This is a genomic window from Amycolatopsis sp. NPDC004772 (assembly GCF_053601215.1).
Map to the genome: position 1 here is coordinate 23,739 of NZ_JBSGBK010000054.1, position 23,670 is coordinate 47,408.

The 23,670-nt window shown below is 70.9% G+C and carries 21 protein-coding genes; 15 read left to right on the top strand and 6 right to left on the bottom strand.

Features of this window, described 5'->3' with window-relative positions:
* Positions 1-47: 47 nt before the first annotated feature.
* Positions 48-1,913 (bottom strand): DUF6541 family protein, encoded by a 1,866-nt coding sequence (locus ACWEF6_RS27850; protein ID WP_449685634.1) that lies wholly within the window; start codon positions 1,911-1,913, stop codon positions 48-50.
* A 267-nt stretch (positions 1,914-2,180) separates the two neighbouring features.
* Between ACWEF6_RS27850 and ACWEF6_RS27855 the strand changes: the two genes are divergently transcribed.
* Genes ACWEF6_RS27855 through ACWEF6_RS27865 form a run of 3 tightly spaced genes read left to right on the top strand, consistent with a single transcriptional unit; the run spans position 2,181 to position 5,995 of the window.
* Entirely contained in the window at positions 2,181-3,824 is a 1,644-nt protein-coding gene (locus tag ACWEF6_RS27855) for a hypothetical protein (protein ID WP_449685635.1), read from the top strand.
* Positions 3,821-5,257: a glycan biosynthesis hexose transferase WsfD gene (wsfD, locus tag ACWEF6_RS27860; RefSeq protein ID WP_449685636.1), complete on the top strand. Its 1,437-nt coding sequence runs from the start codon at positions 3,821-3,823 to the stop codon at positions 5,255-5,257. Before ACWEF6_RS27855 ends, wsfD begins: the two co-directional genes overlap by 4 nt.
* Positions 5,258-5,266: 9 nt before the next feature.
* Complete coding sequence (locus tag ACWEF6_RS27865) at positions 5,267-5,995, top strand: lysophospholipid acyltransferase family protein (RefSeq protein WP_449685637.1); 729 nt, start codon at positions 5,267-5,269, stop codon at positions 5,993-5,995.
* A 6-nt stretch (positions 5,996-6,001) separates the two neighbouring features.
* Here ACWEF6_RS27865 and ACWEF6_RS27870 read toward each other — a convergent pair whose 3' ends face one another.
* On the bottom strand, positions 6,002-6,799 hold the full coding sequence (locus ACWEF6_RS27870; protein ID WP_310968503.1) for an HAD family hydrolase: 798 nt from the start codon (positions 6,797-6,799) through the stop codon (positions 6,002-6,004).
* Between the two features lie 151 nt (positions 6,800-6,950).
* On the opposite strand from ACWEF6_RS27870, the gene ACWEF6_RS27875 reads away from it, so the two are divergent.
* Positions 6,951-7,832, top strand: a complete 882-nt coding sequence (locus tag ACWEF6_RS27875; RefSeq protein WP_449685638.1) for an LLM class flavin-dependent oxidoreductase — start codon at positions 6,951-6,953, stop codon at positions 7,830-7,832.
* A 138-nt stretch (positions 7,833-7,970) separates the two neighbouring features.
* Here ACWEF6_RS27875 and ACWEF6_RS27880 read toward each other — a convergent pair whose 3' ends face one another.
* The gene (locus tag ACWEF6_RS27880) at positions 7,971-9,980 is read right to left on the bottom strand and encodes a DUF6541 family protein (RefSeq protein ID WP_449685639.1); all 2,010 of its coding nucleotides are present in this window, start codon (positions 9,978-9,980) and stop codon (positions 7,971-7,973) included.
* A gap of 79 nt (positions 9,981-10,059) precedes the next feature.
* Between ACWEF6_RS27880 and glf the strand changes: the two genes are divergently transcribed.
* The 5 genes from glf (at position 10,060) to ACWEF6_RS27905 (ending at position 15,176) form a co-directional block, all read left to right on the top strand.
* Positions 10,060-11,283, top strand: coding sequence for a UDP-galactopyranose mutase (gene glf / locus ACWEF6_RS27885; RefSeq protein WP_449685640.1), 1,224 nt, complete (start codon positions 10,060-10,062; stop codon positions 11,281-11,283).
* The gene (locus ACWEF6_RS27890) at positions 11,276-11,794 is read left to right on the top strand and encodes a phosphatase PAP2 family protein (protein WP_449674048.1); all 519 of its coding nucleotides are present in this window, start codon (positions 11,276-11,278) and stop codon (positions 11,792-11,794) included. Before glf ends, ACWEF6_RS27890 begins: the two co-directional genes overlap by 8 nt.
* Complete coding sequence (locus tag ACWEF6_RS27895) at positions 11,791-12,741, top strand: decaprenyl-phosphate phosphoribosyltransferase (RefSeq protein ID WP_310968151.1); 951 nt, start codon at positions 11,791-11,793, stop codon at positions 12,739-12,741. Before ACWEF6_RS27890 ends, ACWEF6_RS27895 begins: the two co-directional genes overlap by 4 nt.
* A gap of 107 nt (positions 12,742-12,848) precedes the next feature.
* Positions 12,849-13,586 (top strand): hypothetical protein, encoded by a 738-nt coding sequence (locus ACWEF6_RS27900; RefSeq protein WP_449685641.1) that lies wholly within the window; start codon positions 12,849-12,851, stop codon positions 13,584-13,586.
* A 75-nt stretch (positions 13,587-13,661) separates the two neighbouring features.
* Positions 13,662-15,176 (top strand): hypothetical protein, encoded by a 1,515-nt coding sequence (locus ACWEF6_RS27905; protein ID WP_449685642.1) that lies wholly within the window; start codon positions 13,662-13,664, stop codon positions 15,174-15,176.
* Positions 15,177-15,187: 11 nt separating this feature from the next.
* Here ACWEF6_RS27905 and ACWEF6_RS27910 read toward each other — a convergent pair whose 3' ends face one another.
* Together ACWEF6_RS27910 and ACWEF6_RS27915 are read right to left on the bottom strand one after the other, a co-directional pair.
* On the bottom strand, positions 15,188-15,943 hold the full coding sequence (locus tag ACWEF6_RS27910; protein WP_449685643.1) for a decaprenylphospho-beta-D-erythro-pentofuranosid-2-ulose 2-reductase: 756 nt from the start codon (positions 15,941-15,943) through the stop codon (positions 15,188-15,190).
* Complete coding sequence (locus ACWEF6_RS27915) at positions 15,940-17,274, bottom strand: FAD-binding protein (RefSeq protein ID WP_449685659.1); 1,335 nt, start codon at positions 17,272-17,274, stop codon at positions 15,940-15,942. The genes ACWEF6_RS27910 and ACWEF6_RS27915 overlap by 4 nt, the downstream gene beginning before the upstream one ends.
* 161 nt (positions 17,275-17,435) lie before the next feature.
* Between ACWEF6_RS27915 and ACWEF6_RS27920 the strand changes: the two genes are divergently transcribed.
* Positions 17,436-17,903, top strand: coding sequence for a GtrA family protein (locus tag ACWEF6_RS27920; RefSeq protein ID WP_449685644.1), 468 nt, complete (start codon positions 17,436-17,438; stop codon positions 17,901-17,903).
* Between the two features lie 6 nt (positions 17,904-17,909).
* The gene (locus ACWEF6_RS27925; RefSeq protein WP_449685645.1) at positions 17,910-19,823 is read left to right on the top strand and encodes a glycosyltransferase; all 1,914 of its coding nucleotides are present in this window, start codon (positions 17,910-17,912) and stop codon (positions 19,821-19,823) included.
* Positions 19,824-19,873: 50 nt separating this feature from the next.
* On the opposite strand, the gene ACWEF6_RS27930 is transcribed toward ACWEF6_RS27925, so the two are convergent.
* Positions 19,874-20,119, bottom strand: a complete 246-nt coding sequence (locus ACWEF6_RS27930; protein WP_310968146.1) for a hypothetical protein — start codon at positions 20,117-20,119, stop codon at positions 19,874-19,876.
* 105 nt (positions 20,120-20,224) lie between these two features.
* Between ACWEF6_RS27930 and ACWEF6_RS27935 the strand changes: the two genes are divergently transcribed.
* From ACWEF6_RS27935 to ACWEF6_RS27950, 4 genes are all read left to right on the top strand, one after another.
* Complete coding sequence (locus ACWEF6_RS27935) at positions 20,225-20,986, top strand: ESX secretion-associated protein EspG (protein ID WP_449685646.1); 762 nt, start codon at positions 20,225-20,227, stop codon at positions 20,984-20,986.
* Between the two features lie 129 nt (positions 20,987-21,115).
* Positions 21,116-21,565 (top strand): hypothetical protein, encoded by a 450-nt coding sequence (locus ACWEF6_RS27940; protein WP_310968144.1) that lies wholly within the window; start codon positions 21,116-21,118, stop codon positions 21,563-21,565.
* Between the two features lie 31 nt (positions 21,566-21,596).
* Entirely contained in the window at positions 21,597-22,145 is a 549-nt protein-coding gene (locus tag ACWEF6_RS27945; RefSeq protein WP_449685647.1) for a DUF3558 family protein, read from the top strand.
* 9 nt (positions 22,146-22,154) lie between these two features.
* Positions 22,155-23,645, top strand: coding sequence for a hypothetical protein (locus ACWEF6_RS27950; protein ID WP_449685648.1), 1,491 nt, complete (start codon positions 22,155-22,157; stop codon positions 23,643-23,645).
* Positions 23,646-23,670: the final 25 nt, after the last annotated feature.

Sequence of the window (23,670 nt, forward strand, 5' to 3'; positions counted from 1 at the left end):
GACGTTGTCCCCAGGTTGTCCACAGGCGTTGCGCACATGTGGACAACTCACGGCGTCAGGCGGTAGACCACCGCGTCCGGGTTGCGGTAGACCACCGTCAAGAACGGTTCGCCCGCCAAACCGGTCAGCCCCGGCTGATAAGGCTGGCCCGGGTCGCCCGACGGCTTTCCCGAAATGACCCAATGGATGTTCCACCGGCGTACCGCCGCCCGCACCGCCGGATCCGTCGAATAGTTTCGAAATCGATTCGCCAGCAACACCGCGTCCGATGGTGGGGAAGTTTCGTCGAAATGCCCGGCGACGGTTCGAATTCCCGCCAAAGCGTAAGTCCACGCGGTTCCGTCGAACCGGTCGTTCATCGCCCACTCGCCGGGCGTGGCCAGAGTGCCGAGTGCCCGCATCGCGGCCTGCTCGCCGGGTGTCACGTGCAGCGTCGCCGGGTCCGCCGCCTGGTAGCCCGGGTACACCTGGTCGCCGTTCGACCGGACGTACAGCCCGTTCGAAAGCAGCACGAACCCCGGCAGGACCAGCAAGGAGACCGCCTTGACCCGCGACGGCAGCCGGTCACGCAGCCACGCCTGCGCCGACGCCAAGCCGTGGGCCGCCAAGACCGACAGCGGGACCGCCGCCATCGAGAAGAACCGGAACGGGTCGTCCCACCACGGCCGGGACAGCGCCATCACGATCGGTGCGTTGGACGACGCCACCGCCACGTACGCCAACCCTGTCACCAACGCCGTCAGGCCGATCCAGCGCAGCTCGCCCGCCCGCGCGAAGAACACGATCCCCAAGAACACCGCCATCGACAGCCACACCTGCGGGTGCGGCTCGAAGTGCTGGAACCCCAGCAGCGCGCCCAACGCCGTGGACGCGCGGTACTCGCTCGGCCAGCCGTAGTACGGCAACGCCAGCCCCAGCGCTCCGAACAGCTGCAGCCACGCCACCAGCAGTGACACCACCGCGATCGGCAGCAACACCAGCAGGTCGCGGCCGAGCCGGCGCCACCCCGCCAGCCAGCGCTGCCCCAGCATCGGGCCCGCGAACAGGATTCCGCCGAACAACGTCGACGGGTGGATGCACAGCAGCCCCACCGCGGCCAGCACCAGCACCAGCCCGGTGTCCGGCGCGGCCCGCTCCAGGTACCGCCGCAGCGCCACCGCGGCCAGCGGCGTCAGCGTCACACCCAGCGCGAACGGCAGCAGCGGCCCGCGGTTCATCGACTCGTAGACGCCCATCACCGGCGCCACCGCCGTCAGCGCCACGGCGCCCGCGAGCACGGCCCGGCCGCGGAACTCCCGCACCAGCGTCACCAGCGACAGTGCCAGCAGGCCCGGCAGCAGCACGGTGTTCGCGTCCAGCGTCTCCGGGACCGACCCGCCGCCGAGCCGGTACGTCACCGACGCCAGCAGGTGGTAGGCGTTGGGGTAGAACACCGGTGGCGCGTCGCCGTACCAGTTCACGTGACCGGTGCCGAACAGGCTGCCGTCGCCGGTGTCGGCGAGGTAGCGGACGGCGTTGCCGTGGTAGACCGCGTCGAACCCCTGGGGCAGCGCCCCGATCCGGCCCAGGCCGAGCAGCGCCGCCCAGACCCCGGCGGCGGCCGCGAACAGCAGGCAGGCCAGCACCGCCAGGTGTCCACTTCTCGTCCACAATGGCGGCTCCGGCGACCGGCCGCGCACTGTGCACTTCCGGACGCCGAAAGCGATCCCGGCGAACACGACCGTCGACACCGCGTACGTCAGCGGCGTGAAGGGAAGCCCGGCCGCGGCGGCCCACGGACCGGTCAGCCCGCCGACGGCGTAGCTCAGCAACGGCGCCATCCCGGCCAGGACCCAGCCGCGCAAACCCGCCGCGAGACCGGTCAGGAGACCGGGCCCGGCGATGACGACAATGGCGATGCCTGCGGAGAGCACGGTGGAGACTAAGCCGGGAATGGCTGGCTCGTCGCGTCGGCGGGATACCCCGATCGGCGCTTTTTCAGGACGTCACTTCGGCCCTCCGGGGCGACACCCGATCGGGTTATTCTGACCGGCGAATTTCCCTGCTTGACTGTCGCCGGCGAAGTGATCCACCCCCATTCGGTCCCGTGATCGATCCACGCGAAACACTTCGCCGCCGATGATCGATAACCTGGCCGGGGAGCCGGCCGGGCGGGTGCGGTGCGAGGCGGAGGGGGCCGGGTGGTCTACGCGGTCGTGGTGGCGTGGCTGGTCGTCGCCGCGATCGTGGTGCTGACCTGGACCCGCCTCGACGCCGAACGCGGCCTGCGTGCCTTCGTCCTCACCCTCACACTCGGCCTTTCGCTGCTGCACCAGCTGCTGTTCGCGACCGTCACCGAAGACGCGCTGGTCACCTTCCGCTACGCGCAGAACATCGCCGACGGCAACGGCCCGGTGTTCAACCCCGGCGAACGCGTCGAGGGGTACACGAACTTCCTCTGGCTGGTCCTGGTCGCCCTGCCGCGTGCCGCGTTCGGCGCCGACGTCCGCACCACGGCGGTCGTCCTGGGGGTCCTCGCCGCGCTCGGCTGCGTGCTGCTGGCGTACTTCGCGGCCAACCGGATCGTCACCGCGGCCGGCGCCGCGCCGCGACCCGCGATCGGCGTGGCCGCCGCGGTGCTCACCGCGAGCGCCGGCGGCCTCGCCGTCTACGGCGCCTCGGGCTCCGAAGTCCCGCTGTTCGTGCTGCTCGTCCTCGCCGTCGGGTACGCGCTCGCGGCGCGCCGCCCGGTGGTCGCCGGGGTGCTGGTCGCCTTCGCCGTGATGACCAGCCCGGAAGGCCTGGTCGTCGCCGTGCTGGCCGGCCTGTGGCTGGCCGGGGCCGCGCTCAAGGAGAAGCACAGCTGGTGGGCGCCGGTGGGGTACGTGCTGGGCGCGCTGGTCTTCCTGATCCCGCGGCTGGCCTGGCGTGCGACGTTCTACGAGCACTTCCTCCCCGCCCCGCTGGCCGCGAAGCTCGGCGGGCCGTTCGGCGAGCACCTCGCCACGGGCTGGCCGTACCTCGCCGGTTTCGCCCTGGCCCACCAGGGGTTCCTCCTGCTGGGCCTGGTCGCCGCGGTCGCGCTCCTGCTGCGTCGCACCGAAGCTGTCGAGGCTCGGGCGCTGCTCTGGCTGCTGTTCGCGATGGCCGCGGGGCTGGCCGCGGCGGCCGTGCTCATCGGCGGCGACCCCGGTCCGTCGTGGCGGCTGCTGGCCCCGATCCCGCCGCTGCTGGCCGTCGCGGCCGCCGGGACGTACGGCGTGCTGACCGCGGACGTCGTCGTGAAGCCGTCGCCGTGGCCGAAGCCCGTCACACCGCGGCTCGTCCCGGTGACCGCCTGCGGGCTCGCCGGCATCGCGGTCCTCGTTTCGGTGTTCAGCCCCGAAATGCTCGACCGGGTCCGCGTCTGGCACTCGCACGGCACCGAACTCGCCGAGATCGGCGACTGGCTCGGCGACTACCTGCCGCCCGGCTCCGTCGTCAGCGCCGCCGCGCCCGGCGCCCTCGCCGCCCACGGCGGGCAGCTGCTCATCATCGACGTCCTCGGCCGCACCGACGACCACATCGCCCGCGAAGGGCAGCACGACGGCGGCGTCTCGACCGACTACGACTACGTGGTGAACAGCCGCCGCCCGACCGTCGCCGTGCCCGCCGAAGGCGGCTACGCCGACCGCCAGCACTGCGTGATCGACCCGGTGTACGCGGGCAAGTACGAGGTCGCGACCTTCCGCCGCGTCGGCACGCCCTACTGGGTCTCGGTGTACCCGCGGGCGGAACAGGCCAAGTCGCTGGTCGCCGACCTCGACAAGGGCCCGGACTTCCGCTACGTACCCTGTCCTTCGTGAAGCTCGAGGCCCCGGACCGGCAGCTGGGCGCGGAAGCGCGGCTGGGGATCGGGGTGTTCGGCGCGTCGCTCGCCCTGTTCGTGGTGCGGTTCCTGGTGCCGCGCCCGATCGCGATGTCGAACAACGGCGACGGCGGCCGCGTGCTGTGCGGCGCCGGGATCACCTGGAAGGGCCTGCCCGAGCCGTTCGTCCACCTCACCTACCCGCCCGCGCCGGGACCGCCGTGCCGGCCGACGTACCTGCTGACGCAGAGCTGGCTCGCGGACCTGGCCGTCCGCGTCGGACGCCTGATCGGCCTCCACGGCACGCTGAGCCTGGTCATCCTGGGCCTGCTGAGCAGCGTCATCGCCGCGGCGGCGATCACGGCGATCGTGCTCGGCCTGCCCCACCCACGCCGGACCCGGGTCTTCGTGGCGGCCGGGCTCCTGCTGGTCGTCGCGGACTCGGCGTTCTTCGGCTACTTCGCGGCGATCCTCGGCGAAGGCGCGGCCTTCCTCGGCTTGCTGCTGGCCGTCGGCGGCCTGCTCCTGACCGCCCGCGAAGGCCGATGGAGCTACGCGGGGATGGCGGTGACGTTCGCGGGCGGCGTCCTGGCAGTCAACGCCAAGGTCCAGACGCTGATCATCCTGCCGATCCTCGCGCTGGCGATCCTGCTGGTCCGGCCGGGCACGCTGCGCGGCGCCAAGCGGTGGGTGTCGGCCGTGCTGGTCATCTCCGCGATCGGCGCCGTCACGCTCTCCGCGCAGCAGAGCGTCGAGCCCGCGCGAGCGCCCGACGGCACCTACAGCGCCTTCCCGGGCGACGACTCCCGCGAGATCAACGTCTTCAACTCGATCTTCCTCAACATCGTCGACGGCAGGCACGACACCCAGGCCGACCTGGCCGCCCTCGGACTACCGCCGTCGTTCGCGCAGTACGCGGGCAACGGCTGGTGGCACCCGCACCCGGCGACGATGGACCCGCTGTACCCGCGCTATCGCGACCGGATCAGCCGCCGGAACGTCGTGACGTACTTCGCGACCCACCCCGGCCGGACCCTGGCCGTGCTCGACCGCGCCGCCACCGACCAGCTCACCGCCCGGCCGGACTACCTCGGCAGCTTCGACCGGGACGCCGGCTTCCCGCCGCACGCGCAGGAGTACCGGGTGCCGGTCGTGTCGTGGCTGACCGGCCTGCTCGCCCCGCTCGGGCTGTTCGCGCTCGTCCCCATCTGGCTGTTCGTGCTGCTCAGGGCCTGGTCGCGGCGACGGGACGCGCTCGGCGTCGTGCTGGCGTTCCTGTTCGCGGTCTCGGTGACGCAGTTCGGCACCGCGGCCCTCGGCGACGGCATCGAAGGCATTAAGCACCAGTCCGTCGCGCTGTTTTCGCTCTTGCTCGCGCTCGTATTGTGTTCTTCCCCGCTGAACCGCCGCGCCGAACCTACGGTCCCGTAACCTGGCCGGATGGCCGACCTGGTTTACCCGCCCGTGATCGCGGCGGCCCGGACGATGTTCCGGGTACTCGACAACCGCATCCGGATCGAGGGCGCGGAGCACATCCCGCGCCGCGGCGGCGCGGTCATCGCGTGCAACCACGTGAGCTACCTGGACTTCATCTTCTGCGGGCTCGGTGCGCGCCCGGCCAAGCGGCTGACGCGCTTCATGGCGAAGAAGGAGATCTTCGACAATAAGATCGCCGGGCCGCTGATGCGCGGGATGCACCACATCTCCGTCGACCGCTCCGCCGGGCTGGCCTCCTACCGCGAGGCGCTCGCGAAGCTGCAGGCCGGCGAGGTCGTCGGCGTCTTCCCCGAGGCCACCATCAGCCAGTCGTTCACCGTCAAGGAGATCAAGTCCGGCGCGGTCCGGATGGCCGCGGCGGCCGGCGTCCCGGTCGTGCCGATGGCGCTGTGGGGGACCCAGCGGCTGTGGACGAAGGGCCGCCCGAAGGACCTGACCCGCCGGCACGTGCCGATCTCGATCCTCATCGGCGAGCCGATGCACCCGGCGAAGGGGGACGACTGGGACGTCGTCACGAAGGAGCTGCGCACCCGGATGAGCGCGCTGCTCGACCGCGCCCAGGCCGAGTACCCGGACCAGCCGGCGTCCGACGAGGAACGCTGGTGGCTGCCCGCCCACCTGGGCGGCACGGCGCCGACCCCGGCCGAAGCGGCCGAGCTCGACCGCCGCTAGAACCAGCTAGAACCAGCGTTCAAGCACCTGCGCGACGCCGTCCTCGCCGGCCGGGCCGGTGATCTCGTCGGCCACCGACCGCGCCTGCGGGTGCCCGTTCTGCATCGCGACGCCGTGGCCGGCCCAGCGGAGCATCTCGACGTCGTTGGGCATGTCGCCGAAGGCGATCACCCGCTCGGGCTCGACCCCGAGCCGCCCGGCGACGTCGGCGAGCCCGGTCGCCTTCGTGATGCCGTGCGCGGACAGCTCGACCAGCCCGCCCGACGACGAGTACGTCACGTCGACGTCCCGGTCGAACAGCGCGTTCACCGCGTCCGCCATCTCCTCCGACGACATCCCGCGGTGGCTCACCAGCAGCTTGATCGCCGGGTGCCCGAGCACCTCGGCCCGCGGCGCGGTGCGGCCTTCGCCGTCGCCCCACGGGTTGTGGTAGTCCGGCTCGATCACGAAGTTGCGCATGTCGTGGTCGGCGCCGGTGCTCACGCGCTCGGTGGCCAGCCGGCAGCCGGGCAGGGCCTTGTCCAGCGCGTGCGCGATGTCGTGGAGGAGCTCAGGCCGCAGCAGGCCGTGCACCGCGACGACCTCCTCGCGGCCGCAGTCGTACAGGACGGCGCCGTTCGCGCACACCGCGTACCCGGTCAGCTCGAGGGGCCCGGCCACGGGCGCGATCCAGCGCGGCGGCCGCCCGGTGGCCAGCACGAACGGCACGCCCGCGTCGATCGCCCGGCGCACGGTGGCGATGGTGCGGCCGGTCAGGGATTCGGAGGGGCCGAGCAGGGTGCCGTCGACGTCGGACGCGATCAACTGAGGTCTCTCCACCCCGTCATTGTCCCTGACTCGTTCGGGCGAAGACGTTCCCATCCGTGCGACAGCCGGTGGTGACCGATAGTCTCCTCCCTCCTCCCCACCACCACCCTCAACGGAGAAGCTTCGCTTCACTGTTACTTTTCGCATTGTGCGAGTTGGCATCGTGATTCTTCCGGAAGATCGTTGGTGGGCCGCCGAGCCGAAGTGGCGCGCCGCCGAGGAGTACGGCTTCGACCACGCCTGGACCTACGACCACCTCGGCTGGCGCAACCTGGTCGACGGCCCGTGGTTCTCCGCGATCCCGACCCTGACCGCGGCGGCGACGGTGACGTCCCGCATCCGGCTCGGCACGTTCGTGGCCTCGCCGGTCGCCCGGCACCCCGTGCCGTTCATGCGGGAGCTCAACACCCTCGACGACATCTCGGACGGCCGGTTCGTCCTCGGCGTCGGCGCGGGCGTCGACCACACGCGCTACGACGGCGCGGTGCTCGGCGCCCCCGAGCTGACGACCAAGCAGCGCGTCGACCGCTTCACCGAGTTCGTCGAGGCGCTCGACGGGCTGCTCATGATCGACAAGTTCGGCTTCGACGGCGAGTACTACCGGGCCCGCGAGGCCCGCAACCTGCCCGGCCCGGTCCAGCGGCCGCGGCTGCCGTTCGTCGTCGCGGCGAACGGCCCGCGCACGATGACCCTCGCCGCGCGCTTCGGCGCGGGCTGGGTGACGACCGGCAAGGGCGGCGAGACCGCCGACGAGTGGTGGGCCGGCATCGAGCAGCTCACCGAGGTCTTCGACGGGCGGCTGGACGCGGCGGGCCGCGACCGCGCGAGCATCCAGCGGTTCCTCAGCCTGGACGCGTCACCGGTGTTCTCGCTGAGCAGCGTGGAGGCGTTCCGCGACGCCGTGGGCCGGGCGAAGGAGCTCGGCTTCACCGACGTCATCTCGCACTGGCCGCGGTCGTCGTCGCCCTACGAAGGCCGGGAAGCCGTGCTGGAGCAGGTCGCCAGCGACGTCCTGCCGGAGCTGCGCTAGTCCGAACGAGTGACATCGGGGTGATCGGGAAACCGATTGCCGGTCCGCGGGCGTCGATACCTTGCAGACGACCGAGATCACCCCGGGGGTGCGGGGGCCCTCGTGGCCGCGGAGGGGCGCCGCGGCCACGAGGGCGTTCTACTTCACGATCCGGTAGATGACCGCACCCGGGTTGCGGTAGACGACCTGCAGGAAGTCGTGCCCGTCCAGGTGCTGCAGGCCCCACGCGATGGGGGTGTCCCGGCGGATGGTGCCGCTGCCCACCAGCACGTAGTGGATGTTCAGCCGCTGAACGGCCGCGCGCACCTGCGGGTCGCTGTCGTAGGCGACGAAGTGCTTGGCCAGGTAGAGCGCGTCCGGTGGGGCCACGCCGGCGTCGTAATGGCCGGCCACCGGGTGCACGCCGGTCAGGGCGTACATCCAGGCCGTGCCGTCGAGCCGGTCGTTGAGCACCTTCTGGTCGGCGGGGATGCCGAGCGTGCCGAGGTGGTCCATCGCGTCGATTTCGTCCTGGCTGACCGGCGGGACCACCTCGCCGGGCAGGCCGTTGTAGTAGAGCAGCGACACCGTCTTGGCGTTGGCCGCGCGGTAGAACCCGCCGGTCAGCACGCCCATCGCGACGACCAGGAGCACCGCCGTCGCCAGCCCCACCCGGCCGGTCAGCCACGGCCGCGCGCGCACCCAGGCGCGTCCGCTCGCGAGCTTCGCCAGCCACCGCTGGGTCTCGCTCATGCCGTGCGCGGCGAGCAGGCACAGCGGGATCGACGCCAGCGCCATCAGCCGGAACCGGTCGTTCCACCAGGGTCGCGACAGCGAGATGACCCAGTGTTCGCCGCCGAAGCAGGCGACGACCACGAACAACGCCGACAGCCCGAGCGCCGAGAGCACCAGCCAGCGCATCCGCCGCAGGGCCACCAGCGTCAGCACGCCGATGGCGAGGAACACCGTCAGCCAGATCTGCGGCACCGGCAGCACCTGCTTGAAGGTCGCCAGCATGGCCAGCGCCTTCCACACCGGCATGTGCGAGCCCCAGGCGTAGTACGGGTACGAGCCGGACGTGAAGCCGATCGCGCCGAGGATCATGGGGGCGGCCAGCAGCCCGGCGACGACCATCACCGGCACCATCCGCAGCACGTCGCCGCCCACCACGCGCCAGGCGGGCTTGCCCTCGGCCACGCCGTCGACGCGGCGGCCGCGCAGCGCCCGGTACCAGCGCTGCACCACCAGCGGGAACGCGAACAGGATCGCCCCGAACAGCGCGCTGGAGTGCGCGGCGAGCAGGCCGGTCGCGGTCAGGGCCAGCACCGCCCCGGTGTCCACGCCCGGCCGCGCGACGAACCGCTGCAGCGCGATCACCGCCAGCGGCGTCAGCACGATGCCGAGCGCGAACGGCAGCAGCCCGCTCGACACCGACTCGTACGCCCCGGTCGTCGCGCCGCCGGCGACCAGCGCGGCGCTGCCGGCGAACACCGCGCGGCCGCCGAGCTGGCGCACCAGCGCGGCCATCGCCAGCGCGAACAGGCCGGCGATCGGCATCGTGATCGCGTTGAGCGTGACCGGGATCGACGTCCCGGACAACTCGTAGACCAGGGCGCCGACCAGGTGGTAGGCGTTCGGGTAGAAAGAGCCGGCCGGGTACCAGTTGATGGTGCCCATGCCGGTCAGCGAGCCGTCGCCGGTCTCGGCGATGTAGCGGATGCCGTTCGCGTGGAAGACGGTGTCCCAGCGCTGGAACACCGCGGTCGTCCCGCCGCGGCCGGAGACGACCACGGCGATCGACACGGCGACGGCGATCGCGACGCAGCCCCCGACGGCCAGGTGGGCCCGGCGCGTCCAGGGCACGGCGGGCTCCTCGGCGCCCGGGGTGAGCCAGCCGCGCGCGGTGGCCAGGCGGCGCAGGCCGTACAGCACGGCGGCGAGCAGCAGGGTGACCGCGGCCACGCTGAGCGAGCCGTAGGGGATGTGCGTGATCGCCAGCCACGGGCCGGCCAGGCCGGTGATGGCGTAACTGAGCAGCGGCGCGAGGCCGGCCAGGGCCCAGCCGCGCAGGCCGGCGGCCCACCCGGCGACCCCGCCGGGGACCGCCAGCACGGCCAGGTAGGTGGCCACCGCGCCGAAGTAGCTCCAGAAGTCCTCGGGTGCAGGCACTGCTTTCCAGGTGTGTCGTAGGCCGAAATGTGATAGGTGGGTGCGGGCCGTGCGACCGACCTGCGTACCCTCGACGCCCGTGAGCGCGCACACGAACCCCGCCAAGATTACTGAAGACGATTTCGCAGGTTACGACCTCGTCGTCGTCGGGTCCGGCTTCTTCGGCCTGACGGTCGCCGAACGGGCCGCGGCCGAGCTCGGCAAGAAGGTCCTCGTCCTCGAGCGACGCAGCCACCTCGGCGGCAACGCGTACTCGGAGCCCGACCCGGAGACGGGCATCGAGGTGCACAAGTACGGGGCGCACCTGTTCCACACCTCGAACAAGCGCGTGTGGGAGTACGTCAACCGGTTCACCGAGTTCACGAACTACCAGCACCGCGTCTTCGCGCGGGTCAAGGACCAGGTCTACTCGTTCCCGATGAACCTGGGCCTGATCAACCAGTTCTTCGGCAAGTCGCACACCCCGGACGAAGCGCGCGAGCTGATCGCGAAGCAGGCGTCCGAGTTCGAGACCTCCGCCGCGCAGAACCTCGAGGAGAAGGCGATCTCGCTGGTCGGCCGCCCCCTCTACGAGGCGTTCATCCGCGGGTACACCGCGAAGCAGTGGGAGAACGACCCCAAGAACCTGGGCGAGAACATCATCACGCGCCTGCCGGTCCGCTACAACTTCGACAACCGGTACTTCAACGACACCTACGAGGGCCTGCCCGTCAACGGGTACACCGCGTGGCTCGAGAAGATGGCCGAGCACGAGAACATCGAGATCCGGCTGAACGTCGACTACTTCGACGTCCGCGCGCACATCCCGGCGGGCACCCCGACCGTCTACACCGGGCCGCTGGACCGCTACTTCGGCTACTCGGCGGGCAAGTTCACCTGGCGCACCGTCGACTTCGAGTCCGAGGTCGCCGAGACCGGTGACTTCCAGGGCACCTCGGTCGTCAACTACAACGACCAGGAAGTCCCCTACACCCGGATCATCGAGTTCCGGCACTTCCACCCGGAGCGGGACTACCCCAAGGACAAGACGGTCATCTTCCGCGAGTACTCCCGCTTCGCGGGCGAGGACGACGAGCCGTACTACCCGATCAACACGCCGGAGAACCGCGAGAAGCTCGAGGCCTACCGCGAGCTGGCCAAGGCCGAGGCCCGCGAGAAGAACGTGCTGTTCGGCGGCCGGCTGGGCACGTACAAGTACCTCGACATGCACATGGCGATCGGCTCGGCGCTGTCGGCGTTCGACAACAAGATCGCCCCGCACCTGACCGACGGTGCGCCGCTCGACGGGTCCCTCGATGCTTGAGAAGGGGCAGCCCGCCGGCGAGGTGGCGGTCCTCGCGAAGGCGCAGGGCTTTCTGAAGAGTGAAGCTTCGGTGAAGGCTGCGCGCGGCATGTCGCACTTCGGCGAGCACGCGCTGGGCTGGTTCGGCCTCGGCCTGATCGGGGCCGTGGTCGACAAGGAGCGGCGCAAGGACTGGCTGGTCGCTTCGGCGGGTGTCGTCGGGGCGCACGCGGCGTCGATCGCGGTGAAACGCGTGGTCAGGCGGCCGCGACCGGACCACTCGAGCGTCGAGGTCCTGGTCGGCACGCCGAGCAAGCTGAGCTTCCCGTCGTCGCACGCGACGTCCACTACGGCGGCGGCGGTGCTCTACTCCGGATTGACCGGGCGTAACCTGGTGCCCGCCCTGGTACCGCCGATGCTGGCCTCGAGGCTCGTGCTCGGCGTTCACTATCCGACAGACGTTCTGGCCGGTGCAGCTCTCGGGGGGCTCGTCGGTGGTCTGATACGACGGAAGCTGAAGAAGAACCCATGAGCGAGACGACCGAGCAGCGCGACAGCGACGAAACTGCCGTGACTCCTGAGGTTGGTGTGTCACGCGGGCCGTTCGGCCTGGTCGGTGGCGTCATCAAGACGGCGCGGCCGCGGCAGTGGGTGAAGAACGTCCTGGTCTTCGCGGCCCCGTTCTTCGCGTTCTCGAAGTCGACCGACCGCACCGGTCTCCTGATCGACGCGGTCATCGCCTTCGTGGCCTTTTCGCTGGTGGCGAGCTCGGTCTACCTCATCAACGACGCCATCGACGTCGAGGCCGACCGCGCCCACCCGACCAAGCGCAACCGGCCCATCGCGGCCGGCATCGTGCCGGTCCCCGTCGCGTACGGGGCCGCGGTCGTGTTCTTCCTGGCCGGCCTCGGCGTGTCGTTCCTCGCCAGCTGGCAGCTGGCGGTCGTGCTGGGCGTCTACGAGGCCGTCCAGCTCGGCTACTGCTTCGGCCTCAAGCACCAGCCGGTGGTCGACCTGGCCATCGTCGGCTCGGGCTTCCTGATGCGCTCGATCGCCGGCGGTGTGGCGGGCGGCATCGCGCTGTCCCAGTGGTTCCTGCTGGTCACGGCGTTCGGCTCGCTGTTCATGGTGGCGGGCAAGCGCTACGCGGAGATCATGCTGTTCGAGCGGACCGGAGCGAAGATCCGCTCGTCGCTGAAGAAGTATTCGGCGAGCTACCTGCGGTTCGTCTGGGCGACCTCGGCGGCGATCCTGATCATGTCGTACTGCCTGTGGGCGTTCGAGATCCGCCAGACCGAGCACAACTCGGTGTGGGCGCTGATCTCGATGGTCCCGTTCCTGGTGGCGGTGCTGAGGTACGCGGTGGACGTCGACGGCGGCATCGCGGGCGAGCCGGAGGAGATCGCGCTCAAGGACCGCATCCTGCAGGTGCTGGGCGCGACCTGGGTGATCACCCTGTTCCTGTCGTTCTACCTGTGACTCTTCGCGAATCGACAGCTTCGGTACAGGTCACGCACAGCTGACGGGCGCACCCTGAGGTGGTGGGGGCGGGCACTGCGCCCGTCCCCGTGACCACAGGAGCGATGATGAACGACCAGCCGCGCGAGCCGAAGGCCCCGGACGGAGCCGACCAGCCGACAGTCGAGCATTCGACCCCGACGCCCGACGCCCCCACCGCGGCGACTCCGGAGCCGAGCGCCCCCGCACCCGAGCCGGCGGCTCCGACCAGCCCGGCGCCTGCCGCCTCGCCGGCTCCGACGGCCGCGTTTGCTTCCGAGCCCGCCGGGCCTGGCCAGCCGGCCGCCGCGGGAACCGCCGCCGCGCAAGGTGCCGCCGAGCCCGCCGCCTCGCCGTCCCCGGCTGCCGCGCAAGGTGCCGCCAGCCCAGGGGCGTCCGGCCAGGCCCCGGCCGACCCGGCGGCGTCCGGCCAACCCACGCCGGGCACCCCGGCCGACCAGACCGCCGTCCACGGCCAGCAGCCACCACCCACCCCGCCGCCCGGCCAGCCCGGTCAGCCCGGCCAACCCGCCCCAGGCCACCCCTACGCGGCCTGGGGCCCACCCCAGGCCGCCCCGCGGCAGGCAGGCGGGTTCCGGCGGTTCGTCGGTCACCGGGCCACCCAGCTCGTCGCCGTCGGGGTGCTCGGCATGCTCGTGGGCGCGGGGATCGTCGGCGGGATCGCCGCCGCGAGCCACCACGGTCCGCGGGATGGCCGCCCCGGCGTGCACCGCCAGTACAACGGCCCCGACCAGGGCTTCGATGGCCGCGGGCCCGGCTTCGGCGGGCGCGGCAACGCCGGCTCCGGTACCGGAGACGGCATCTGATCCCCGGGTGTGGCCTCGGCCACCCGTACCCCGCTCAGATCACAGAAGCATCACGAGCGGGGTACGGTATTCCGGATGCGAAGCGCCTCCGCAGAACTCCCCAAAGCCGTCCGCGTGCTGCCGGCGGCCATCCCCGTCACCCGCGCTTGGGCCCTGCCGGCGGGCGCCGCGGCCGCCTCCGCCCTTGTGTTCGCCCTGGTCAGCAGCCATCTCATCGATGACACCTACATCACGCTGTCCTACGCGAAGAACCTCGCCTTCCACGGCCACTGGGGCCTGATCGAGCAGGGAACGGCCAACACCGCGACGTCCCCGCTGAACGTCCTGGCCCTCGGCGCGGTCACGTTCGTCGTGCGCGACGCCGTGCTGGCCGCCGGGGTCGTCTTCGTCGTCGCGCAGGTGCTGCTCGTGCTGGGCCTGCGCCGCCTCGGCGAGCGCACCGGCCTGCCGCCGGCGTTCGCGCCGCTGACATTCGCGTTGCTGCTGGTCAACCCGCTGCTGCTGTCCTCGATCGGCCTCGAAGTCGCCCTCGGCGCCACCGGCGTCGTGTGGACGCTGGTCTACGCGGGGGAGCGCCGGGCCGGCCGCCTGGGCGTGGTGATCGGCCTGCTCGCGCTCGTCCGGATCGACCTGCTGCTGATCGCCGCCGTGCTGTTCGCGGCCCGCCGCGAGTTCTGGACCGGCATCTGGCGGACGGCCTTCTCGGCGCTCGCCGTCACGCTGCCGTGGTTCGGGTTCAGCTGGGTGGTGCTCGGCTCGGCCGTGCCGGACACGCTCGTCATCAAGATCAGCCAGCAGTCGTGGGGACCGTTCAGCTTCACCAACGGTCCGCTGCTGTACTGGCGCAACTTCCCGGCCGCGGCCGCGCTGTCGTTCCTGCCGCTGCTGCTCGCGGCCGTGACCGGGGTGGCGTGGCTCATCCAGTACCGACGCGGCTCCGAGACGGCCCGCCGCCTGACGCCGTTCGCGGCGCTCGCCGTCGCCGGCGCGCTGCACTACCTGGCCTACAGCCAGCTGGGCGTGCCGCCCTACCACTGGTACTACGCGCCGAGCATCATCGGCGCGACGATCTTCCTCGCCGCCTGCGCATCGGCCGTCCCAGAACGCGTCCGGCGTGCGACGTGGACGCTGGCCGGCGCGGCGCTCGTGGCGGGTGCCGCGGTGTACGCGCTGCCGGGCCTGCCCCGCCAGTTCGCGCCGATCACGAGCAACCACGCCTCGACGACGGAGTACCGCGAAATCGGCCACGAGCTGGCGGCGATCGCCCACGGCCGCAAGGTCGAGACGGCCGGCGAGGTCGGCGCACTGGCGTACGCGTGCGACTGCGAGCTGGTCGACGAGTTCTCCGACCGCGGAGCCGTCGACCCGGCCATCACCGAGACCAAGCGCCGCAGCGGCGACCTGGGCCGGGCGCTGCTGGAGGCGAACTTCCACAACTTCGACCACAGCATCGCGCCGGCGAGCCCGGACCTGGTCCTGGCGACCACCCGCCGCGCCCCGCCGCCGGCCGCGCTGGCGAGCTGGCACATCGACTCACCGTGGGTGGGCAGCCAGAACCTCTACCTGGTGCCCGCCCACGCCGTGAGGTGACGCCGAGCGCGTCAGATCGGCAGCTTGCGGAAGATCGGCCGCGGGACGTGCCGCAGGGCCGACATCACCAGCCGGAACGGGGCCGGCGCCCAGACCAGGTCCTTGCCGGCACGCGCCGCGCCGACCGCGATCTCCGCCACCTGCTCGGCCGTCTGCGCCAGTGGGGCGTCCTTGAGCCCCTCGGTCATCTTCGTCTTCACGTGGCCCGGGCGGACGACCGTCACCTTCGCCCCGAACGGCGCGAGCGCCTCGCCGAGACCCAGGTAGAACCCGTCGAAACCGGCCTTCGTCGAGCCGTACACGAAGTTGGACCGGCGGACGCGCTCGCCCGCCACCGACGACAGCGCGATCACCGTGCCGTGGCCCTGGGCCTTGAGCTTCTCCGACAGCGCGACGCCGACCGACACCGCCGCCGTGTAGTTCACCGTGGCCAGCTCGACCGCCTTCGCGTGGTCCTGCCAGACCTCTTCCGGGTCGCCGAGCAGGCCGAACGCCACGACGGCCACGTCGATGTCGCCGCCCTCGAACGCCTTGGCCAGCACACCCGGGTGCGAGGCCGTGTCCTTCGCGTCGAAGTCCACAGTGGACACCTCGGCGCCCTTGTCCTTCAGGCGCTGCGCGGCCGCCTCCAGGCGGGGCGACGGCCGGGCCGCGAGCACCACGCGCAGCGGCTTCTCGGCCAGGTACTTCTCGGCGATCGCCAGCGCGATGTCGGACGTGCCGCCGAGCAGGAGCAGGGACTGGGGGTTGCCCACCGCGTCGATCACAGTTCGAGCCTCCGGCTCATGTCAGAGGCGAAAACGCCTTCGGGGTCGATGGAAGCGCGCACCTTGCGCCACTCTTCGAGGCGCGGGTACATCTTCGCGAACGTCTCGGGCGAGGTGCGCGAGTCCTTCGCGGTGTACAGCCGCCCGCCCAGCTCCAGGACGTCTTCGTCGAGCTCCTGGCAGAACCGGCTGAGGCCGTCCTTGATCGGGAAGTCGACGCAGACCATCCAGCCCGGGTGCGGGAACGACAGCGGCGCCGCGTTGCCCTCGCCCATCCGCTTGAAGACGTTGAGGAAGGACACGTGCCCCGACTCGGCGATCTTCTTGACGATCTTCCGCAACGGCTCGTGCGCGTTGAGCGGCGTCGAGAACTGGTACTGCAGGAAGCCCTTCGAGCCGTAGGCCCGGTTCCACTCGCCGAACATGTCGAGCGGGTGGTAGAAGGCGGTCAGGTTCTGGATCACGCCGCGGGCGGCCTTCGGCGTCTTGCGGTAGTACAGCTCGCCGATGGCGCCGAAGGTCAGCTTGTTGGCCAGGCCGTTGGGGAAGACGTCCGGCAGCGTCGCGAGCTGCGGGGCGTCGAACTTCAGCGGGTTCGCGCGCAGCTTCGGCGGCAGTTCGTCCAGCTTGGCCAGCGAGCCGCGGCCGAAGGCGGCGCGGCCGAGCTTCGCGCCGGTGGAGATCGTGTCGAACCACGCCGACGAGTACGTGTAGTTGTCGTCGGAACCGTCGGTGACCAGTTCCAGGGTCTCGTCGAGGTTGTTCGTGCGCTCGTTGTCCGCGAGGAAGTACGCGGTTTCGGTCTTGGTCATCCGGATCTTGGCCCGGACGATGATGCCGGTCAGGCCGATGCCCGCGACGGTCGCCCAGAACAGCTCGGCGTCCGGGCCGTCCGGCGTCAACGTGCGGACCTGCCCGTCGGCGGTGATCAGGTCCATCGACACGACGTGGTTGCCGAAGCTGCCCGCGCTGTGGTGGTTCTTGCCGTGGATGTCGTTGGCGATCGCGCCGCCGATGGTCACCTGGCGCGTGCCCGGCAGCACCGGGACCCACAGGCCGTACGGGAGGGCCTCGCGCATCAGCTGGTCGAGGCTGACACCGGCGTCGACGTCGACCAGCGCGGTGTCCGGGTCGATCGAGTGGATCCGGTTCAGGGCCGTCATGTCGACGACGAGGCCACCGGCGTTCTGCGCCGGGTCGCCGTAGGACCGGCCGAGGCCGCGGGCGATCACGCCGCGCTCACCGGCCTGGGCCACGGCGCGGGCGATCACTTCGACATCGGAGGTGGTCAGCACGTCGGCGATGGTCGGTGACGTCCGCGCCCAGCCCATGAGCGTGCGACGCTGTGTGTTGGGTACTTGGGTCACCCGACCAGGGTAGCCACGCCCAACCACGCCCGGAACGTGACCCTGAAGTGCTCATCTCTACACTTTGCGCATCAAGGCACAAGCGCCCGCGCGGGTGACCGTGACACAGGTGACGAGGTAATGCAGTGGTGGCGACCGATCCGCAAGCCGACATAGCGGCTGCGCAGTCCTCCCCAGGACTGCTGGGCCAGCTCCTCCGCTTCGCCCTGATCGGGGGCTTCTGCGCCCTCGTCGACCTGGGCACCTACACGCTGCTGACGCAGGTGGCCGGGATGGCCACCTCACCGTGGGTCGACATGGCCCGCGCTATCTCTTTCATCGTGGGCACGACCACGGCGTTCTTCCTGAACCGGAAGTTCACCTTCGCCGGCGGGCGCCGCGACGGGAAGGCGCAGATCGGCTCGTTCGTCCTGCTCTACACCGTGACGTTCTTCGTCGCGGTCGGGGTGAACCAGCTGGCCCTGCAGGTGCTGCCGGAGTCCGCGTGGCAGCACACGCTGTGCTGGGCCGTGTCTCAGGCCACCGCCACCGTGATCAATTTCGTCATGCTCAAGTGGGTCGTGTTCCGCGAGCCGTCGACCAAGGAGAACTGAGGAACCATGCCCGGTAAGACAGCCACCCCGGCGCCGACCACCGGCGCGGCCGCCGAGACGCGGTTCACCGAGCACACTCCGCAGGGCCGCCTGACGGCGCAGCGCGGGCTCTACGCCGGCCCGGCGCCGATCGTCAGCAAGGACCTGTACGCCGAGCTCGAGTGGGGCTCGGCCGTGCGGGAACGTGCGTCGATCACCCTCGAGCCCGCCTCCAAGGTGTCGGGCAACACGTACTTCGGCCGCTTCCCGGCCAGCTACTGGCAGCGCTGGACGACGGTGACCGAGGTCTCGGTCGAGGCGGTCGTCACCGGCACCGGCCTGCTCTCCATGGGCGCCTCCGACGTCGAGGGCGAGCCCCGCGTGGTGGCCGCCGAGCAGGTCAAGGACGCCAAGCAGGCCAAGGTGTCGCTGACCGGCAAGCTGGACAAGTTCTACGACGGCGGCGCGCTCTGGCTCGACCTCGAGACCGAGGGCGGCCAGACGCTGCGCGTCGAGCAGGTCCGCTGGACCGTCGACGCCCCGGAGAAGATCCGCCCGACCGCGGTCACCATCTGCACGATGAACCGCGCCGACGACTGCCTGAAGAACCTCCAGGCCCTCGCCGCGGACGTCTCCTCGCTGGACACGCTGGACGCGATCTACGTCGCCGACCAGGGCACCGACCTCGTCGAGTCCCGCGACGGCTTCGAGCAGGTCGCCAAGGACCTCGCCGACAAGCTGCACTACATCAAGCAGCCGAACCTCGGCGGCGCCGGCGGCTTCACCCGCGGCCTCTTCGAGGTCGCCGGGCACACCGCGACCGAGCACGCGAACGTCCTGTTCATGGACGACGACGTCCTGCTCGAGCCGGACCTGGTGATCCGGATGACGGCGTTCTCCAACCGCGCCGCCAACCCGATCATCGTCGGCGGCCAGATGCTCAACCTGTTCCACCCGAACCAGCTGCACGTCGGTGCCGAGTACGCCCGGCTCAACACCCTGGAACCCGGCCAGCCGGTCGAGCACTCGCTGTCCACCGCCGACCTGCTCGGCGTGGACGAGGAGACGCTGAAGCCGAACCGCCAGGAGCGCCGCCTCGACGCCGGCTACAACGGCTGGTGGTCGTGCCTGATCCCGTACGAGGTCGTCCAGGCCACCGGCTACCCGCTGCCGTTCTTCTTCCAGTGGGACGACGCCGAGTACTCCTACCGGGCCCGCGCGCACGGCTTCCCGACCGTCACCCTGCCGGGTGCGGGCGTGTGGCACGCGGACTTCCACATGAAGGACTGGGACGAGTGGCACCGGTACTTCAACCTGCGCAACTCGATCATCACCGCGGCACTGCACTCGCCGTTCAACCTGAACCTGCTGTCGCGCGTGCTCATCGCGCAGCTGGTGCGCTACCTGCTCGGCATGCAGTACGGCCTGTCGGCGACGCTGATCAAGGCCGTCGAGGACTTCCTGAAGGGCCCGGAGATCCTGCGTGACGGCGGGGTCGAGGCGATGAAGGAGATCCGCCGGATCCGCGACGACTACCCGGAGACCAAGCGCCACAAGGCCACCGACGTCCCGGGCATCGCGTCCAACGACATCGGCATCATCAACAGCGCGCCGCGGCCCAGCATGCAGCGCCTGGTGCTGATCAAGCGCGTCCTCGACCGGGTGCTCGGCCGCAGCCGCTTCGGGCTCGGCGCGGTGCCGATCGACGAGGCCAACTGGTGGCACATCGCGCTGTTCGACACGGCCGTGGTCACCGACGCGAGCCAGGAAGGCGTCCGCGTCCGGTCCTACGACCGGGTGAAGATGTTCGCACTGGCCAAGCAGGGCGCACGCGTCATCCAGCGGCTGCGCAAGGAAGGCGCGGCGGTGCAGGAGCAGTACAAGCGCGCCATGCCGGAGCTCACCTCGCGCGAGAACTGGAAGCGCCTGTACAAGCTCTGACGTGCTTCGCGAAGGCCGTCTCACGTACGTCGTGAGGCGGCCTTCGCCGTTCAGGCGTGCAAACCGAAGACTTTGCTCTTGCGGTTGAGGTCGTCGATGTAGGCGGCGGCGACGTGCGCGAAGTTGACCGCGACGACCGAGTCGTCCTTGGTGGTCACCGATTCGACGGCGCCGGCCTTGACGAGCTGGGCGAGCCGGCCCGCCAGTTTCCCGGATTCTTCGGTGGTCAGCGCGAACAGCAGCGGTTCGCCGCCGGTGGCAAGGTGCAGGACGAGGGCGGGTTTCGTGTCGGCCATGGGTCCATCGGACCAGCGGCGATCTTGCCCCGGCAAGCGGGTTCGCTGAGGGCGGAGCTACGGTTTTCGCGAAGGCCGGACTCATCCGCGGGGGGTTGGAAGCGAATGCCGCACTCGTTCTCGCTGTCGCTGGCGGCGGTGGACATCCTGCTCGAACAGCTCGGGCTGGGCCGCGCGCCGACGCCGTTCGAAGTTCCGCACGTCGGCACGACGGTCGAGCAACGCGCGATGATCCGCGACGCCGTCGTCCGCGACCTGACCGGCCGCGGGCTGTGGAGCCGGGGGCGGCTGGACGCGGACGCCGAGCTGGCGCTGGCGACGTTCGTCCGGGGCAGCGTGACCATCAACGCGGCGGCCGAATTGGGCGACCGGCACCTGTTCGCGCGGGTGGCGTCCGACGGCCAGTTCGCGGTGCTGGCCCGCCAGGAGGAGAACCTGATCGTCTTCGAGGAGGTCCGCCCGACGGGCATCGTCCCGGCGATCGTCGACCTCCTCCCGCTGACCCCGGCGGCGCCCGGCCAGTCGGTGACGATCTCGAGGCCGGCCCAGCAGCCCCGCCACCAACGCCGCGACGAGGCGTACGACCCGTTCGCCGGCGTCACCGGCCCGCGGTCGCAAACGGCGGGAGGCCCGCAGGTCCGCATGATCGAGCGCGTGTTCCAGGAGCCGAAGAAGCGCGTGGGCCAGTTCACGGCCCAAACTCGCGCGGGCGCGTTCCCCCCGCTGGCCTGGTTCGACACCCCGAGCGGCCGCTGGCTGATGTCGTCCAGGGCGGCACCGGACGGCCAGCGCTGGATCACCTACGCCCCGGCGGACAACGCACGCTTGGCCCAGCAGCTGTACGCCCAGCTCGAAGGCCAGTTCTGAGGTCAGGGAACCGTTCGCCGCGAGGCTGCGTCCGAGGTGAAGATCGGTGAACGGCCGTGGCCGAGGGTGCCCGGCTAGTAGACTCCCGGGTGCACACGCACGGGCGAAGCGATTCGGGGTGGAACAGCGATGCAGATGGCTGACGGCGGGGGCGGAGGCTCGTTCACGGACATCCTCAACCCGCTTTCTTCGGCCGGTATGGGCGCCGCGGTGCAAAGCGTCACGGCCGAAACCCAGAAGCTGGTCGACGCGGCCAAAGGTGGCGGGTTCAAGATCACCCCGGAAGGTGTCAAGCCGCTCCGGGACGCGCTGACCGAGCTGGTCAACGACCTCACCAGCCTCCGGTCCGAGACGTATGCGCTGGACCAGGCGCCTCAGCTCGGGAGCCACCCGTACGGCCAGACGGTCGCGTCGCACGACCAGAAGAGCGCCACCGAAGCCGAAAACTCGGCCACGGCCGTACTGACCCAGCTCCAGCAGGTCGCGAAACAGGCCGACGAAGCACTGGCGAGGGCGGCGGGCCTGTACCAGGAAACCGAGAGTGGAGCCTTCACCGCGCTCCAGACCAAGCAGGCCTGAGGTAATGACAAAACTCTTTCTCGTTCGTGCCGTGCTCCCGCTCGTGGCCGGCGGGGCGCTGCTGGCCGGCTGCACCGGCACGCAGATGGGGACCGCGTCTCCCGCTCCGTCCCCGTCGGCGTCCACCGCGCCCACGGAGAGCTCGTCGTCCGCCGGCGGAGGCGGTACGCAGTCGATCACCGATCCGTGCTCGCTCCTCGAGCTGGGTGACCTGAGCAGCTACGGCCAGTTCAACCAGCCGGAGAGCAAGACGCTCGGCGGCGCCCGCACGTGCAAGTACCAGAAGAAGATCGCCTCGGCCAGCGACGCCACCATGGTCATCGGCGTGAACGTCCGCGACGATGCTTCGGTCGACCAGGTCAGGGACACCGGCGGGGGCGTGGTCGACAAGCCCATCAACGGCCGGCCCGCGAAGGAAGCGCCGGACGGCGCCGCGGTGGGATGCACGCTCGGACTGGGTGTCGGGGCTTCTTCGCGAGTGGACGTGGCGGTGCTCTTGGACAGCTCGTCGAACGAGGCCTGCCAGGTTGCCGAGAAGGTCGCGACCTCCGCTGTCGAACCGCGGTTGCCGAAGGGATAGGGGAACCCCATGAGCACGCGACAGGGACCGACGCCGAAGACCGAGGACAAGACGCCTCAAGAGGTCCAGAACATGGCGCCCGCCGAGCGGGATGCCTACCTGCAGCAGAAGGCCGAAGAGGGCGTCGACCCCGGGAGCTGGCTGTTCGGGCCGGTCCAGCAGTGGATTGCGCAGGCGCAGGCCAAGAACCAGTCGCAGCAGATGGGCGACAAGAACGTCGCCGACGCCACCAAGGGCCGTGATGTCGAGTACGTCTCGGGGCTGAACGCGCCCAACGCGGACTACAAGGGCACCGACCACACCCAGCTGCAGGCGTTCCTCCAGAGCAACCTCAACGTCGACCAGGTGTCCGAGGTCTCGACCGCCTACCACCAGGTCCACCAGGTCTTCGACAAGTTCGCGCAGTCGATGAACACCGCCGTCAACGCGTCCAAGGGCACCTGGGAAGGCAGCGCCGCCGAGAACGCGCAGCAGTACTTCACCAGCCTCGGCAAGTGGTCCGACGCCAACTCGCAGAACGCCAAGCTGGCCTCGGAAACCATCTACGACCAGGGCCAGGCCGCCGCCACGGCGAAGAACTCCATGCCCGCTCCCATTCCGTTCAGCTGGAAGGACGAGTTCAAGGGCTGGGCCACCTCGAACCCCTTCAACCTGGCCGACAACGTCGACAAGTCGATCCAGAAGCAGAAGGACAGCCAGGCCGCGCACGACGAGGCCGCCGGCGTGATGGCGACGTACGACAAGAACCTCTACGAAGCCGCCTCCAAGCAGCCCGCCTTCGCGCCGCCGCCCAGCTTCAGCACCGGTGGGGGCAGCGACGATCCCAACGGGACCGGCGACAAGAACGGCATCAACAACCCCTCCAGCGTGAACATGCCCGGCGGCAACTCGGGGACCACGCCCGGCGGCCACGCCCAGGGCTTCTCCTCCGGGCCCGTTCCCGGCACCGGCGGGCCTGCCGGGCACATCTCCGGGCCGGGCTCGACCACCGGCGCGGGGCTGCTGCCCGCGGGCACCACCACGCCGTCCGGCTTCACGCCCGGCTTGGCCCCGGCGGCCTCGACGCAGAACCCGAACCAGCAGTTCGGGGGGATGCCGCCGATGAGCCCGATGCCGATGGGCGGGATGAACTTCGGCGGCGACGAGGCCTACAACTCCAAGGTCGGCGGGGGCGGCGGCCGCGGGAGCGGCGGGTTCGGCCCCGGCGGCTCGGGCGCGGCCGGCGGCAACGCGACGGGCGCGGGCGCCGCGTCCGGGGCGGCCCGGCCGGGTGGGATCGGTGCCGCCGAGGCGGCCGCGGGACGCGGGATGGGCGGCCTCGGCGCCGGTGCCGCCGGCCGCGGCGGGGGCATGGGTCCCGGTGGTGGCCTGGGCCGCGGTCAGAAGGGCGAGGGCGACGAGGACACCGAGCACTCGCGGCCGACCTACCTGGTCGAGGGTGACCCCGACGAGGTCTTCGGCACCGACATGCGCACCGCGCCGCCGGTCATCGGCGAATAGCACGAAAAAGGGGCCCCCGGCTGGG